This window comes from Bacillus sp. 22475, assembly GCF_052044835.1.
GTDB lineage: Bacteria > Bacillota > Bacilli > Bacillales > Bacillaceae_G > Bacillus_A > Bacillus_A cereus.
Genome location: NZ_JBQENW010000007.1, coordinates 53,949 through 67,081, shown reverse-complemented (window position 1 = coordinate 67,081; position 13,133 = coordinate 53,949). Strand labels below are relative to the sequence as shown.

Genomic DNA, 13,133 nt, shown 5'->3' with positions numbered 1-13,133 from the left:
TCTTTTTTTGATAAGTATAATATTTGTACTTAAGCTTGCTTTTGTTTTGTTGATCCTGTATTTAAAGTAAGGGCAAGGAAGAACATTGCAAGTATGCAAGATGCAAGTAATAAGATAAATCCGCCATCCCATCCGAATGCATCTACGATAAAGCCCATAGCGGCACTAGCGAAAGCAGCTCCGCCTAAGTAACCGAAGAATCCAGTTAAGCCTGCTGCAGTTCCAGCAGCTTTCTTTGGTGCTAAATCTAGAGCGTGTAGACCAATTAGCATAACCGGTCCGTAAATTAAAAATCCAATTGCGACAAGTGCGATACTATCAACCATTGGATTACCAGGAGGGTTTAACCAGTAAACAAGAACTGCGATAAATACACCAACCATAAATAAAATACCAGCAGGTGCACGACGTCCTTTAAATAGTTTATCACTCATCCATCCGCAAAGAAGTGTACCTGGAATACCAGCCCATTCATATAGAGCGTAAGCAGTACGTGAGCTACTATGAGTAAAGCTTTTTTCTTCTACTAAATAAGTAGGAGCCCAGTCTACAACGCCGTAACGTACGAAATATACGAAAACGTTCGCAATAGCGATGTACCATAAAAACTTATTGTTTAGTACGTATTTAAATAAAATTTCTTTTGCCGAAAGTTCGCGTTCGCGATCTTTTATTTTCTCATCTGGTGGATATTCTCCAGTATGCTCTTCAATAGAAGGTAGTCCACAAGATTGAGGCGTATCTTTCATCGTAATTAATACATAAATACCAACTAAAATTGAAAGAATACCTGGGAAGTAAAAAATACTTTTCCAGTCATTTGCAAAGAAGTATAAACCTAATGTTACAAGAGAAGGCATAAGCGCTCCGCCGACATTATGAGCGACGTTCCAAATAGACATTTTTGTACCACGTTCACTAATAGAGAACCAGTGAACCATCGTACGACCACATGGAGGCCACCCCATACCTTGTACCCATCCATTTAAAAACTGAAGTACAAACATAAGTATGATGCTCGTTGTAATGAAAGAAAATGAACCGAAAATAATATTAATGATACCTGATAAAAATAGCCCAGCTGCTAAAAAGTAGCGAGGATTACAACGGTCAGATACGATCCCCATCAGGAATTTACTTAATCCGTAAGCTATGGATACTGCTGAAAGGATAACCCCAAGTTCTCCTTTACTAAAGCCTTGTTCGATTAAGTATGGCATTGCTAGTGAAAAGTTTTTTCGAACAAAGTAGTAACCTGCATAACCGATGAAGATACCTAAGAATACTTGTAAACGTAATTTACGGTATTCGCTATCAACGCGATCAGCTGGTAAGCGTTCCGCGTGGGGCGCAGGTTTAAATAATTGTGTAAAAAACATAAAATGAAAATCCTCCCCTAATTAATTCGAAGCGTTTTAAGACAGAGAATATAAAAAGGCCATGAAATATAAAAAAGTTTCCTTTTTTATGATTCATAGCCGTGAACTCCGATTCTCCGTGACTGTCAATATTAACTTCGTCGAAAATTATACAACTTTGTGACAAAAATGTAAACGTTTTTATAGATAAAAGGTATTGACGGATTTTGTTCGTGGGATTAATATTTAAATACGTTAAATATTTTATTGTTTAAATAAGAGGTGGATAACATGCCAAATGATATGACGCATATCGATAAAATTCAAGCTCTTGCCTTTTCGATTGGAAAGAAAATGCAGACGGAGTTATTAGAACAAATGCAAGCAACAGGACTTACACCACCGCAGTTTTATATTTTAAAGATTTTAGATCATTATGGGGCTTCAAGAGCGACAACATTAGCAAAAAAGATGTATGTGAAGCCTAGCGCGATTACAGTGATGATTGATCGTCTAATCGATCAAGAACTTGTAGAACGTTATCACGACAAAGATGACCGTCGTGTTGTCATCATTGAGTTAACGGAAAAGGGGAAAACTAGGGTAGAAGAGGCAATGACTGCTCGTAACGAGCATATTGCAAAATACTTTTCACATTTAGAGTTGCAAGAAAGAGAAGATTTATTACGTCTCTTTGAGAAGTTAGAAACAATTATTTGCGGGACACAAGAGAAAAAAGAGAATAACTAAGAGGAATTGAGGAGATTACATGGAGCAACAAGACAATATAAATAGAAAGTTGTTGTTAATCGGTTTAGTAATCGCGATGCTATTTGCTGCGTTAGACGGAACAATTGTAGGTACAGCAATGCCGCGTATCGTCGGTGAACTAGGCGGTTTAAGCTTAATGACATGGTTAACAACAGCTTATATGTTAACATCAACGACAGTTGTACCAATTGCGGGTAAATTAGCGGATTTACTTGGTCGTCGTAACGTATATATAACAGGGCTAGTTATCTTTATGGTTGGCTCAGCGTTATGTGGTATGGCAAATGGTATGACAGAATTAATTATTTTCCGTGGTATTCAAGGTCTTGGTGGCGGTATTATGATGCCAATGGCTATGATTATTATTGGAGATATGTTTACGGGAAAAGAACGTGCGAAATGGCAAGGGATTTTTGGTGCGTTATACGGTCTTGCTTCTGTAATTGGACCACAAGTTGGTGGTTGGATTGTAGATGCAGTGAACTGGAGATGGGTATTCTACATTAACTTACCGGTTGGTATTTTAGCGACAATCTTTATCGCAATGGGCTTAAAATCACATAAACAAACGGGACCAATTAAAATTGATATCGCTGGAATCTTTACGATGATTCTCGGTGTTGTAAGTTTATTACTAGCGTTAACGTTTGGCGGAAAAGATTACGCATGGGATTCTTGGCAAATTATCGGTTTATTTGCACTAGCTTTAATTGGTATCGTTAGTTTTGTTATCGTTGAAACGAAAGCTGAAGAACCGATTTTACCGATGCATTTCTTTAAAAATCGCACATTTACAATACTGAATGCGATTGGATTCTTTATGAGTATCGGAATGTTCGGTGCGATTATGTTCGTACCATTCTTCATGCAAGGTATTGTAGGAGTAAGTGCTGCTGAATCAGGAACAATTATGACTCCAATGATGATTACAATGATTGTGATGAGTATTATCGGTGGGCAACTTGTATTAAAAGTTGGTGTAAAACCACAAATTATCGCAGGTATGCTTATTATGGCCGGTGGTTTCTGGTTATTAACAACGATGGATATGCACACAACGAAGCTTACAGCTACTTCTTATATGATGGTTATCGGTTTAGGAATGGGTCTTGTAATGCCAACATTAACATTAGCGTTACAAGAAAGCTTTCCGAAAAAGGATCTTGGTGTCGTAACATCATCAAGTCAATTCTTCCGTCAAATTGGTGGAACATTTGGTATTACAATTTTAGGATCAATTATGAATAACACTTCAGGTACAACGTTAACAAATAAATTAGTACCTGTATTAGATACATTCCCGAAAGAAGCGGGACAAATGGTAACGAAATTTAAAGATATGATTCACACAGATCCACAAGGTTTATATTCAATGCTATTTAGCCCAGAGGCATTAAAACAAATGCCAGAAGCGTTCGCTAACAGCATTGTACCTATTTTGAAAAACTCTTTAGTAGACTCGCTTCATACTGTATTCTTAACAGGATTAGTATTTATTGTAGTAGGTGCTATCTTTACGATTTTCTTACAAAAAATTAAACTATCAGATCGTAAAAAAGATGCTGAAGAGCCTGCTGTAGAAGAAAAAGAAAAAACTGTATCATACTCGTAATGAAGAAGCATCGCCTTATGGCGGTGCTTCTTTGAGTATAACCTTAAAAGCTTTTTAGTGAGAAATGATTGACGTATTTTTAGAAATACGTTATATTATTTTCTGTAAACGGTTACATGAAATGGAGAGAAAAGAGAATGAGTACGATCAAAGACGTTGCGAAATTAGCGGGAGTATCTGTTGCGACCGTTTCCAGAGTTCTAAATAAAAATGGATATGTTCACGAAGATACATTAAAAAAGGTAGAGCGTGCAATTGAGATGTTAGATTATAAGCCCAGTACAGTAGCGCGTTCACTGTATAATAAAAAGTCCCGTTTAATTGGCTTAGTTGTTCCAAATATCGTGAATCCATTCTTTCCAGAAGTTGCACGTGCCGTAGAAGATGTAGCACATAAACAAGGTTACACAGTTGTCCTTTGTAACTCTGATGAAAGTTTAGAAAAAGAGAAACAATACATTGATGTACTTAGACAAAATAATGTAGATGGATTTATTGTAGCAACGAATCCACAAAATAGTGTTAATTACATGAATTTATCTGTTCCAGTCGTTGCGATTGACCGTCTGTTTAATGAGCGTATACCTACCGTATATGCAGATAACTATGCGGGAAGTCAGGCTGCGACAAAGTTGTTACTAGATAAAGGATGTAAACATATTGCACATATTCGCGGTCCACGTGATGTGAGTACTGCAAATGAACGTTTTGAAGGTTTTGTAGATGTTATTACGCAAAATAATCTTTCGTATATGATTGCAGAGAGCACGTTTGATCCAGCAAATAGTGAGCGTGTAGCGATGGAATTATTAGAAGAATACCCGCATATTGATGGTATTGTTGCTGGGAATGATTTAATTGCGATCGGTATTGTAAAGGCTGCACTTCAAAAGGGGATTGCCATTCCAGATGATTTACAAATTATCGGATTTGATGGAATTTCTTTAACAGAAATGATGTATCCATCTATTACAACAGTTGCACAACCGATATATGAGATGGGAAAAATTGCAACAGAGTTGTTGTTAGAGCAAATGGAAGGAAATGCATTAGAAGAGAAACACTATCGTCTACCGATTAAAATTATAGAACGAAATACAACGAAGTAAGGAGATGAAACAGATGCCAAATATTGCAGTAGTAGGTAGCATTTCAATGGACTTAGTGGCTGTTTCAAAAAAACGGCCGAAAGCAGGAGAAACAGTAATTGGTGAAGCGTTTCATACAATCCCTGGAGGGAAAGGGGCGAACCAAGCGGTTGCTGCAGCTAGATTAGGAGCAAATGTAGCAATGGTTGGAGCGGTAGGAAATGATGATTACGGAACGGTAGTTAGAAAAAATTTAGAGAACGAACGCATTTTTATCGACTATGTGGTACCGGTTACAGATGGAACGACAGGAATTGCTCATATCGTTTTAGCAGAAGAAGATAACAGTATTGTTGTCGTACAAGGAGCAAATGCTCTTGTAAATAAGTCAGTTGTAGATCGCTCAAAAGACCTTCTTATAAAAGCAGATATGGTTGTTCTGCAACTAGAAATTCCACTTGAAACAGTAAAATATGTATTGGCTATTTGTGAGGAGCATAATATTCCAGTTATGTTAAATCCAGCGCCAGCACAAGTGTTATCAGAAGATATTTTAGAAAAGGCAACTTATATTACGCCAAATGAACATGAGTGCCGCATTGTATTAGATGATTTTACATCACCAATTGAAGATTTATTGGCGAAGTATCCAAATAAACTATTGATGACAGAAGGTTCTAACGGTGTTCGTTTCCATAATGGAACGGAGATTGTACATGTTCCTAGCATTGCTGTTGATGTAGTGGATACAACTGGAGCTGGTGATACATTTAATGGTGCGTTAGCAGTTGCACTTTCTGAAGGAGAGACACTTCAAAAAGCAATTCGTTTTGCGAATATTGCCGGTGGTCTTTCTGTGACGAAACTTGGAGCACAGGGCGGTATGCCAACGAGAGATCGAGTACGTGAAGTGCAGGTGATTGTTGGATGAAAAAGCATGGTGTATTAAATAGTGAAATTGCGGCAGTCCTTGCTTCACTTGGGCATACAGATACAATTGTAATTGCTGATTGCGGGTTACCGATTCCTGACGGGGTAAAACGAATTGATTTAGCTGTTGAGATTGGAAAACCGAGTTTTTTAGAGGTGTTACAAGTTGTAGCTGATGATATGGCAATTGAAAAAGTGACGTTAGCAGAAGAAGTCATTATAAATAATGCGGAAGTGAATAAAGGGATTGAGCTGAAATTAATAGAGCCAGCATTTGAGTATGTATCTCATGAACAATTTAAAGAGCATACAAAGAAAGCAAAGGCAATTATTCGTACAGGCGAGGCTACGCCTTATGCAAATGTAATTTTACATGCAGGCGTGATTTTTTAATAAAGGGAAGTGATGAGAATGCATATTGAAATGAAAAACATTTCAAAAGCGTTCAATGGCAATCCTGTTTTGAAGAATGCACAGTTTATGATTGAAACAGGAGAAGTCCATGCATTGATGGGGGAAAATGGAGCGGGTAAATCAACGCTCATGAAGATTTTAACAGGTGTATACAAAAGAGATGGTGGAACAATCACGATTGATGGGCAAGAACGTACGTTTAAAAATGCGAAAGAAGCTGAAGATTACGGCATCGCATTTATACATCAAGAACTAAACATATTGCCGAATTTAACAGTAGCTGAAAATATGTTTCTCGGTAAAGAGTTAATGTATGGGAAAACAGGTATTTTACGCACTCGACAAATGAACGCGATTGCGCAGCAGCAACTAGCGGAGTTAGGGTTGCATGTAAAAGGCGCTATGTTAGCAGGAGAGCTATCTGTTGGACAACAGCAAATTATCGAAATTGCGAAAGCGTTAATGACAAACGCGAGCGTTATTATCATGGATGAACCTACTGCGGCACTGACGGACCGTGAAATCGAAACGCTCTTTACAGTTATAAATAAGTTACGTAAAGAGGATGTTTCATTCGTTTACATTTCGCATCGTATGGAAGAGATTTTCTCAATATGTGATGCCATTACGATTTTGCGTGATGGAGAATACGTCGGAAAGAGATTAATTCCAGAAACATCATTTGATGAAGTAGTGAGTATGATGGTGGGGCGCAGCATTGGTGAACGTTATCCAGAGCGAAATAGTCAAATTGGCGATGTTATTTTTGAAATGCGTAACGGAACGAAGAAAGGGAAATTTGAAAATGTTTCGTTTCAAGTAAGAAAAGGTGAAATCCTTGGTGTAGCTGGTTTGATGGGGGCTGGCCGTACAGATATTATGAAAGCGATATTTGGGTATGAACCTCTAGACTCTGGGCAAATTTTTATAAATGGACAAGAAGTAAAGATTGATAGTCCAATAGATGCAATTAGACAAAGAATAGCTTTCATTACAGAAGATAGAAAGTCTGAAGGATTAGTGTTAGATTTTTCAATTCGAGAAAATTTAGCTTTACCGAATTTAGAAAGTCTCTCAAAGGGAAGTGTTCTAAGCAACGAGCTAGAACAGCAGTTTACAGAAGATATGATGAAGCTTCTTAATGTGAAAGCATCTAGCGGGGAGCAGGCAGTGAAATCTCTTTCTGGTGGAAATCAGCAAAAGATTGTAATCGCAAAATGGCTAGGCATTCATCCGCAATTACTCATTTTAGATGAGCCAACAAGAGGTGTAGATGTTGGAGCGAAAAAAGAAATTTACTCTATCATGAATAAGCTTACAGAGCAAGGCGATGCCGTTATTATGGTATCATCTGAGCTTCCGGAAGTTTTAGGGATGAGTGATCGAGTTCTTGTTATTCATGAAGGAAAAGTCGGCGGCATTTTAGGGAAAGATGAGGCATCACAAGAGTCTATTATGGCACTAGCTACAGGGGGAGAGTAAGAATGGCTAAGAAGGGGAATGTATTACAACAACTCGGTTCTTTAATCGGTTTAGTATTAATTATCGTCGTAATTACAGCTTTAAATCCAGCGTTCATTGAAATTCCAAATTTATTTAATATACTGCGTCAAGTATCGATTAATGCGCTTATTGCATTCGGAATGACCTTTGTAATTTTAACAGGGGGTATTGACTTATCGGTAGGTTCTATTTTAGCATTATCAAGTGCACTTGTTGCTGGAATGATGGCAAGTGGCATGGATCCGTTCCTTGCAATGGCAGTTGGACTATTAGCAGGTCTTGTAATGGGAATTGTAAACGGTATCATCATTGCGAAAGGAAAAGTAGCTCCATTTATTGCAACTTTAGCAACAATGACTATTTTTCGTGGGTTGACGCTTGTTTATATGGACGGACGTCCGATCACTGGTCTTGGTGATCATTTAATGTTCCAAATGTTTGGCCGCGGTTATTTTCTTGGTATTCCGGTACCAGCTGTTACAATGATGATCGCTTTCGCAGTACTGTACTTCATTTTGAAGAAAACGACATTTGGCCGTCGTACATTTGCAATTGGTGGAAATGAAGAAGCAGCAGCACTATCAGGTATTAATGTTACGAGAATTAAAGTAATGATTTACGGTCTTTCCGGAATTTTGGCAGCGCTTGCAGGTATTGTCTTAACATCACGACTAGATTCTGCACAGCCGACTGCAGGTACTTCTTACGAATTAGATGCAATTGCAGCAGTTGTATTAGGTGGAACAAGTCTTTCTGGGGGAAGAGGATGGATTGTTGGTACATTCATCGGTGTACTAATTATCGGTGTACTAAATAACGGTTTAAATTTATTAGGTGTATCTTCTTTCTTCCAACAAGTTGTAAAAGGACTTGTAATCTTACTAGCTGTATTAATTGATCGCCGAAAAGAAGCGTAATGGAGGGACAGTTCATGAAGAAATGGTTACTTATACTCGTTGCATGTATTATGGTCATTACTGCTGGTTGTTCAATGGAACCACCAGAATGGGCAAAGGATTCTAGCGATAAAGGTCGAAATAAAACTATTAAAGTTGGATTCTCTGTTTCAACTTTAAATAATCCCTTCTTTGTAACTTTGAAAAAGGGTGCAGAAAAGAAAGCGAAAGATAGCGGCATCGAATTGATTGCTGTTGATGCGCAAAATGATGCAGCGAAGCAAACGAACGATGTTGAAGATTTAATTCAAAAGGGTGTCGATGTAGTTGTTATTAATCCGACCGATTCAGATGCTGTTGCTTCAGCGGTAAGTGCGGCAAATGCAGCAAATGTTCCTGTTATTACAGTAGACCGCGTTGCGAATTCAGGTAAGGTTGTTTCTCACATTGCATCTAATAATATCGAAGGTGGTCAAATGGCTAGTGATTACATTCGTGAATTAGTCGGCGAAGGAGCAAACGTTGCTGAGTTAGAAGGAATCCCTGGATCGTCTGCTGCTCGTGAACGTGGGAAAGGATTCCATAACGTAGCCGATAAGTCTTTAAAAGTAGTTGCAAAACAAGCGGCTGATTTTGATAGAGCGAAAGGATTATCTGTTATGGAAAACATTTTGCAAGCAAATGGTGATATTAAAGCCGTGTTTGCGCATAACGACGAGATGGCATTAGGTGCACTTGAAGCATTGAAGTCTGCTGGAAAAACCGATGTAGTAGTTGTTGGATTTGATGCAACAGAAGATGCTGTGAAAGCGGTTAACGATGGGCGTATGGCTGCAACAGTCGCTCAAAAACCGGAATTAATCGGAGAGAAGGCGATGCAAACAGCAAAAGAGATAACACAAGGTAAAAAAGTGGACAAATCTATTCCGATTGAATTAGAGCTTATTAAGAAAAATAAATAAATATAAAATGAAAATTAGGAAGGAAGAATAACAAATGAAATTTTTTATTGATACAGCAAACATTAACGAAATTAAAGAGGCAAATGCATTAGGCGTAGTAGCTGGAGTAACGACAAACCCATCACTTGTAGCAAAAGAAGGCGTAGATTTCCATGAGCGTATTCGTGAAATTTGCAGCTTTATAGAAGGACCTGTAAGTGCAGAAGTAATTAGCTTAGAAGCTGATAAAATGATTGAAGAAGGAAAAGAATTAGCGAAGATTGCTCCAAACGTTGTTGTAAAAGTTCCAATGACAACAGAAGGTTTAAAAGCAGTAAAAGCATTCTCAGATTTAGGAATTCGTACAAACGTTACATTAGTATTCTCAGCAGTTCAAGCATTACTTGCAGCTCGCGCTGGTGCAACATATGTTTCACCATTCTTAGGTCGTTTAGATGATATCGGTCATAACGGTATGGATTTAATTCGTCAAATCGCAGAAATCTTTGCAATTCATGGCATCGAAACAGAAATCATTGCAGCATCTGTACGTCACAGCGTTCACGTAACTGATGCAGCATTAAACGGTGCACATATTGCAACAATCCCAGCAAACGTAATTGCTTCATTAGTGAAGCACCCATTAACAGATCAAGGAATTGAGAAATTCTTAGCTGATTGGGAAAAAACACAAGAGAAATAATAGAAAATCAAGAATCCTAGTTTAATTGACTAGGATTCTTTTTTATTTAAAAGAATTTTCATGCAATTTTGCATATTGTCTTTTAAATTTGTTATATAAGATATTTAATATATATCACATAACTCTTTATTTTTCATATTTCGATATAAAGTGAAACGTTAATCAGTGGGGGCTTTGTTCATCAGCACACTGATTATTAGTTGAACCAAGGGATAAACAGATAGAGGGTCTGACCAGAAAACTGGAGGGCATGATTCTATAACAGAAAGTTTAATGTTTATAGAATTATGTCTTTTTATATAGGGAGGGTAGTAAACAGAGATTTCGACAAATATGCACTGATTTATCTGAATTTTAAGTTTTATAAAAGGAGAGAAATGGAATGAGAAGAAAAGCCCCATTTAAAGTGTTGTCATCATTAGCAATTGCAGCAATTATCGGATGCACATCTGTAATGAGTGCGCCGTTAGCATATGCAGAAACGCCAGCAAAAGAGAAAGAGAATGTGTCTACAACGCCAATTGATTACAATTTAATTCAAGAAGATCGTTTAGCGGAAGCTTTGAAAGAAAGAGGAACAATTAATCCAGCATCTTCTAAAGAAGAGACGAAAAAGGCTGTCGAGCAATATATTGAAAAGAAACAAGGAGATCAGGCGAACAAAGAAATTCTTCCAGATGCTCACTTACAAGAAACGTCTGATTTCACAAAAAAAGTAAAAGAGAAAAAGATGGAAGAAAAGGAAAATGTAAAAAAGACTGAAAAAAATATTAATCTTGAGCAAAAGCCAGAACCAAATAAAAAGCAATTAAATGGGCAAGTTCCAACTTCAAAAGCAAAGCAAGCTCCATATAAAGGATCTGTTCGATCGGATAAAGTATTAGTGCTACTCGTTGAATTTAGTGATTATAAACATAATAATATTGATCAAACACCAGGTTATATGTATTCGAAAGACTTTAGTAGAGAACATTATCAAAAGATGTTGTTCGGTAAGGAGCCGTATACATTATTTGATGGTTCAAAAGTAAAAACGTTTAAACAATACTATGAAGAGCAGTCTGGTGGTAGTTATACGACAGACGGATATGTAACGGAGTGGCTAACAGTTCCAGGAAAAGCATCTGATTATGGAGCTGATGGTAGCAGTGGTCACGATAATAAAGGTCCGAAAGGTGCACGTGATTTAGTGAAAGAAGCTTTGCATGCAGCTGCTGAGAAAGGACTAGATTTATCTCAGTTTGATCAGTTTGATAGATATGATACAAACGGGGATGGGAATCAAAACGAACCTGACGGTGTAATTGATCATTTAATGGTAATCCATGCTGGTGTTGGTCAAGAAGCAGGTGGTGGTAAATTAGGTGATGATGCGATCTGGTCACATCGTTCAAAATTAGCAGTAGATCCAGTAGCGATTGAAGGTACAAAATCAAAGGTAGATTACTTTGGTGGTAAAGTAGCAGCACATGATTACACAATTGAACCAGAAGATGGAGCTGTAGGTGTGTTTGCACATGAATTTGGACATGATCTTGGATTACCAGATGAATATGACACGAAATATACTGGAAATGGTTCACCAGTCGAAGCTTGGTCATTAATGAGTGGAGGTAGTTGGACAGGGAAAATCGCAGGAACAGAACCGACTAGTTTTTCACCACAAAATAAAGACTTCTTACAAAAGAATATGGGTGGCAACTGGGCAAAAATATTAGAAGTAGATTACGATAAAATTAAGAGTGGTGTGGGAGTTCCTACCTATATTGATCAAAGTGTTACGAAATCAAATCGTCCAGGCGTTGTACGTGTTAACTTACCAGGTAAAAGTGTTGAAACGATTAAACCGGAGTTTGGAAAGCATGCATATTATAGTACAAGAGGCGATGATATGCATACAACGTTAGAGACACCATTCTTTGATTTAACAAAAGGAACAAATGCAAAATTCGATTATAAAGCAAATTATGAGTTAGAAGCAGAGTGCGATTTCGTCGAAGTACATGCAGTAACAGAAGATGGAACGAAAACATTAATTGATAGACTTGGAGAAAAAGTAGTCCAAGGAGATAAAGATACAACAGATGGGAAATGGATTGATAAATCATATGATTTAAGTCAATTTAAAGGCAAAAAAGTGAAACTACAATTAGACTATATTACAGATCCGGCTGTAACATATAAAGGTTTTGCGATGGACAATGTAAATGTAACTGTTGATGGACAAGTTGTATTTTCTGATGATGCAGAAGGACAGTCTAAAATGAATTTAAATGGTTTTGTTGTTTCTGATGGGACAGAGAAGAAAGCTCATTATTACTACTTAGAGTGGAGAAACTATGCGGGATCAGATAATGGTTTAAAAGCAGGAGAAGGTCCAGTGTATAATACAGGTCTTGTCGTTTGGTATGCAGATGATAGTTTCAAAGATAACTGGGTTGGGGTGCATCCAGGTGAAGGATTCCTTGGTGTTGTAGATTCTCATCCAGAAGCGCTAGTTGGTAATTTAAACGGAAAACCAGCATACGGTAATACGGGCATGCAAATTGCAGACGCTGCATTTTCATTTGATAAAACACCAGCATGGAGTGTAAATTCATTAACACGTGGTCAGTTTAACTATTCTGGATTACAAGGTGTTACAACTTTTGATGATTCAAAAGTATATAGTAACAAGCAAATCGCAGATGCAGGAAGAAAAGTTCCAAACCTTGGACTTAAATTCCAAGTTGTTGGACAGGCAGAAGATAAATCGGCAGGCGCTGTTTGGATTAAACGTTAATAACATAAAAGCACATTCTTCATATGAAGAGTGTGCTTTTTAATTTGTACAGTAAGTTATTATTTTAGTTTATGTAATACAAGTGTTTATTCATGTGTAGTGTATCAAATTATGTGGGGAAAGGAAATATTTCCG

Annotated in this window: 11 protein-coding genes; 10 read left to right on the top strand and 1 reads right to left on the bottom strand. The window is 37.5% G+C overall.

The window, feature by feature from the left end:
• Positions 1 to 29 precede the first annotated feature (29 nt).
• Positions 30 to 1,379 carry a glycerol-3-phosphate transporter gene (glpT, locus tag ACTJJY_RS13505; protein ID WP_000466388.1) on the bottom strand — a complete coding sequence of 450 codons (1,350 nt, stop codon included), beginning with the start codon at positions 1,377 to 1,379 and terminating at the stop codon, positions 30 to 32.
• A 270-nt stretch (positions 1,380 to 1,649) separates the two neighbouring features.
• Here glpT and ACTJJY_RS13500 point away from each other — a divergent pair, with 270 nt between their 5' ends.
• The 10 genes from ACTJJY_RS13500 to inhA2 all read left to right on the top strand — a co-directional run bounded on the left by ACTJJY_RS13500 (position 1,650) and on the right by inhA2 (position 12,998).
• Positions 1,650 to 2,108, top strand: a complete 459-nt coding sequence (locus ACTJJY_RS13500) for a MarR family winged helix-turn-helix transcriptional regulator (protein ID WP_078994583.1) — start codon at positions 1,650 to 1,652, stop codon at positions 2,106 to 2,108.
• Positions 2,109 to 2,127: 19 nt separating this feature from the next.
• Positions 2,128 to 3,741 (top strand): MDR family MFS transporter, encoded by a 1,614-nt coding sequence (locus tag ACTJJY_RS13495; RefSeq protein WP_098390145.1) that lies wholly within the window; start codon positions 2,128 to 2,130, stop codon positions 3,739 to 3,741.
• A 116-nt stretch (positions 3,742 to 3,857) separates the two neighbouring features.
• Positions 3,858 to 4,850, top strand: a complete 993-nt coding sequence (rbsR, locus tag ACTJJY_RS13490; protein ID WP_440605714.1) for a ribose operon transcriptional repressor RbsR — start codon at positions 3,858 to 3,860, stop codon at positions 4,848 to 4,850.
• 13 nt (positions 4,851 to 4,863) lie between these two features.
• Positions 4,864 to 5,760, top strand: a complete 897-nt coding sequence (rbsK, locus tag ACTJJY_RS13485; RefSeq protein WP_065482196.1) for a ribokinase — start codon at positions 4,864 to 4,866, stop codon at positions 5,758 to 5,760.
• Positions 5,757 to 6,152 (top strand): D-ribose pyranase, encoded by a 396-nt coding sequence (rbsD, locus tag ACTJJY_RS13480; protein ID WP_440605713.1) that lies wholly within the window; start codon positions 5,757 to 5,759, stop codon positions 6,150 to 6,152. The genes rbsK and rbsD overlap by 4 nt, the downstream gene beginning before the upstream one ends.
• An 18-nt stretch (positions 6,153 to 6,170) precedes the next feature.
• Positions 6,171 to 7,655 (top strand): ribose ABC transporter ATP-binding protein RbsA, encoded by a 1,485-nt coding sequence (gene rbsA / locus ACTJJY_RS13475; protein ID WP_440605712.1) that lies wholly within the window; start codon positions 6,171 to 6,173, stop codon positions 7,653 to 7,655.
• Positions 7,656 to 7,657: 2 nt separating this feature from the next.
• Positions 7,658 to 8,593 (top strand): ABC transporter permease subunit, encoded by a 936-nt coding sequence (locus ACTJJY_RS13470; RefSeq protein ID WP_001074641.1) that lies wholly within the window; start codon positions 7,658 to 7,660, stop codon positions 8,591 to 8,593.
• Positions 8,594 to 8,607: 14 nt separating this feature from the next.
• A complete protein-coding gene (rbsB, locus tag ACTJJY_RS13465) occupies positions 8,608 to 9,534 on the top strand; it encodes a ribose ABC transporter substrate-binding protein RbsB (RefSeq protein ID WP_000758975.1) in 927 nt (308 codons plus the stop codon).
• A gap of 34 nt (positions 9,535 to 9,568) precedes the next feature.
• Entirely contained in the window at positions 9,569 to 10,216 is a 648-nt protein-coding gene (fsa, locus tag ACTJJY_RS13460; RefSeq protein ID WP_000667666.1) for a fructose-6-phosphate aldolase, read from the top strand.
• A gap of 382 nt (positions 10,217 to 10,598) precedes the next feature.
• Positions 10,599 to 12,998, top strand: coding sequence for a M6 family metalloprotease immune inhibitor InhA2 (inhA2, locus tag ACTJJY_RS13455; RefSeq protein ID WP_440605711.1), 2,400 nt, complete (start codon positions 10,599 to 10,601; stop codon positions 12,996 to 12,998).
• Positions 12,999 to 13,133 lie beyond the last annotated feature (135 nt).